This window comes from Rheinheimera baltica DSM 14885 (assembly GCF_000425345.1).
Lineage (GTDB): Bacteria > Pseudomonadota > Gammaproteobacteria > Enterobacterales > Alteromonadaceae > Alishewanella > Alishewanella baltica.
Map to the genome: position 1 here is coordinate 1 of NZ_AUDG01000122.1, position 1,719 is coordinate 1,719.

The 1,719-nt window shown below is 46.0% G+C and carries 3 protein-coding genes; 2 read left to right on the plus strand and 1 reads right to left on the minus strand.

Annotated features, from left to right (window positions below):
• Positions 1-342: 342 nt before the first annotated feature.
• Complete coding sequence (locus H595_RS0119605) at positions 343-696, minus strand: hypothetical protein (RefSeq protein WP_027672656.1); 354 nt, start codon at positions 694-696, stop codon at positions 343-345.
• 79 nt (positions 697-775) lie between these two features.
• Here H595_RS0119605 and H595_RS0119610 point away from each other — a divergent pair, with 79 nt between their 5' ends.
• Both H595_RS0119610 and H595_RS0119615 read left to right on the plus strand, forming a co-directional pair.
• On the plus strand, positions 776-1,297 hold the full coding sequence (locus H595_RS0119610; RefSeq protein WP_037055567.1) for a DUF2975 domain-containing protein: 522 nt from the start codon (positions 776-778) through the stop codon (positions 1,295-1,297).
• A 9-nt stretch (positions 1,298-1,306) separates the two neighbouring features.
• Positions 1,307-1,516: a helix-turn-helix domain-containing protein gene (locus H595_RS0119615; RefSeq protein ID WP_027672658.1), complete on the plus strand. Its 210-nt coding sequence runs from the start codon at positions 1,307-1,309 to the stop codon at positions 1,514-1,516.
• Positions 1,517-1,719: the final 203 nt, after the last annotated feature.

Here is a 1,719-nt window from a genome sequence, read left to right on the forward strand (position 1 = left end):
CGCAACACTCGATACGGGTGGTCAGTTACACCTTACCCGACAGGGACTTACACCCTGCAAGATGCATCAAGCTTTGCTTGACGCACTAACGCCGCAATCACGCGCTCGTCGCGTGCATTGCATTGTTAGCATTCTCCACAGATTGTACTTGCTTTCTCCAACAACTCTTTACGCTCACGCTCATACTCCTCATAGGATTTGTTGGTGCCCTCAATGCACTCAGAATAGGTGGGAGGCGGCTCTTTAAGGCACTCGTTTCGCTGATTTATATGAATGTTGTCGTATATCGCTTTGTTGCTGCAACCTGTTGTGCTGAGCATTACCATTATTATCAATAATGCTTTACTCATGATTACAGCCGCCACGTTCTTCAAAGTAACGCACCAACACCAGCATGGCATTATCCTTAGTATACTGCTCGCTGCGCTGCACCATAAAGCGAATGATAGTTGGCACATCAAATAATTCCTTTGGGTCCTTGCAATACACCTTTTCTAGATAATCCGTCCGTTCATCTAACGTGGCCAGTAGGTCAAGCGCACCGCCAACATAGGCTTGAAGGATCGGATGATCACTGCATTCTTCGGGAGATGAATGACAAATGTCAGAAAACTGCTTCATCGTCAGCGCGCTGGCACTGGGCGCATACAGAGGTAGTAAAAGGATGGCAGCGGCTACGATCAATCGAATATTCATGGAATCAACCTCTTGACTAAATTAATGTAAAACGATAATTTATATCCACAAAACAATCATGTCAAGAGAGATTTATAGTATGAACCGCCAATTTTCACAGCTAATTGCCTTCGGATGTATAGCAATGCTTATCGCAACACCTGTGGCCGCCCTGTATCTCCTGATCAATATTGAGGTATTTGCCGCCATGGCCAGAAGTAGCCTACACCTACCAATACAATGGCAGACCGTCTCAGACATGCAGTGGTATAGCTTGTGGCTTTTGACCCTCTTCTATGTAGCCACTGGCGTGACCGGCCTCTACTTTTTGCGCCGCGCGTTCTCCAACTTCGCCAAAAGAGAACTTTTTAATCGCAGCAATAGCCGTGACCTGCGGCTGTTTTCAGTTTTTGTGTTTGCACAGGCGCTTGCCAAGCCGTTGCACTTCTCACTTGCCAGCATGCTGCTATCAATGAATCATCCTGCCGGCCAGAAGGTGCTCTCTATTTCTTTGGGTAGTGGTGAAATTAAAGTAATTGCACTGGCCATGATTCTTTGGGTAATGAGTGATCTCCTCGTCAATGCTAGCAAGCTGGAAAACGAAAACAAGCAGTTCATATAGGGGGGCTAAATGCCTATTGTCGTTAACCTTGACGTCATGCTCGCCAAGCGCAAAATTCGCGGCAAAGAACTTGCTGTTGAAATCGGAATTACCGAACAGAACTTGTCTCTGCTGCGCACTGGAAAAGTTAAAGGTGTCCGCTTCTCAACACTTGAGCAAATTTGCCAAGTTTTGGAATGCCAGCCTGGCGATATCCTTGAATATATACCAGATAATTGAACTTTCTATGAGATGCTAACGCTCAAAGCAGCTGCGCGGTACGCGTCGGCTGCCTTTGCTTGTTAACTGCTGACTATGCGACAACAAATACAAAGGCATAATCTCCCTCGGTAATACACCCATTTTTAATTGACGCTAAAAGTAGAAGGTTGCGTTATTAAAGCCTGTTTGTATTTCGGTGGTATGCCACCAATTGCCGTGTT

What these genes read in the sequence shown, in the direction of transcription:
- H595_RS0119615 (WP_027672658.1), top strand. Translation starts at nt 1,307, where the DNA reads ATGCCTATTGTCGTTAACCTTGACGTCATGCTCGCCAAGCGCAAAATT.
- H595_RS0119605 (WP_027672656.1), bottom strand. Translation starts at nt 696, where the DNA reads ATGAATATTCGATTGATCGTAGCCGCTGCCATCCTTTTACTACCTCTG.
- H595_RS0119610 (WP_037055567.1), top strand. Translation starts at nt 776, where the DNA reads ATGAACCGCCAATTTTCACAGCTAATTGCCTTCGGATGTATAGCAATG.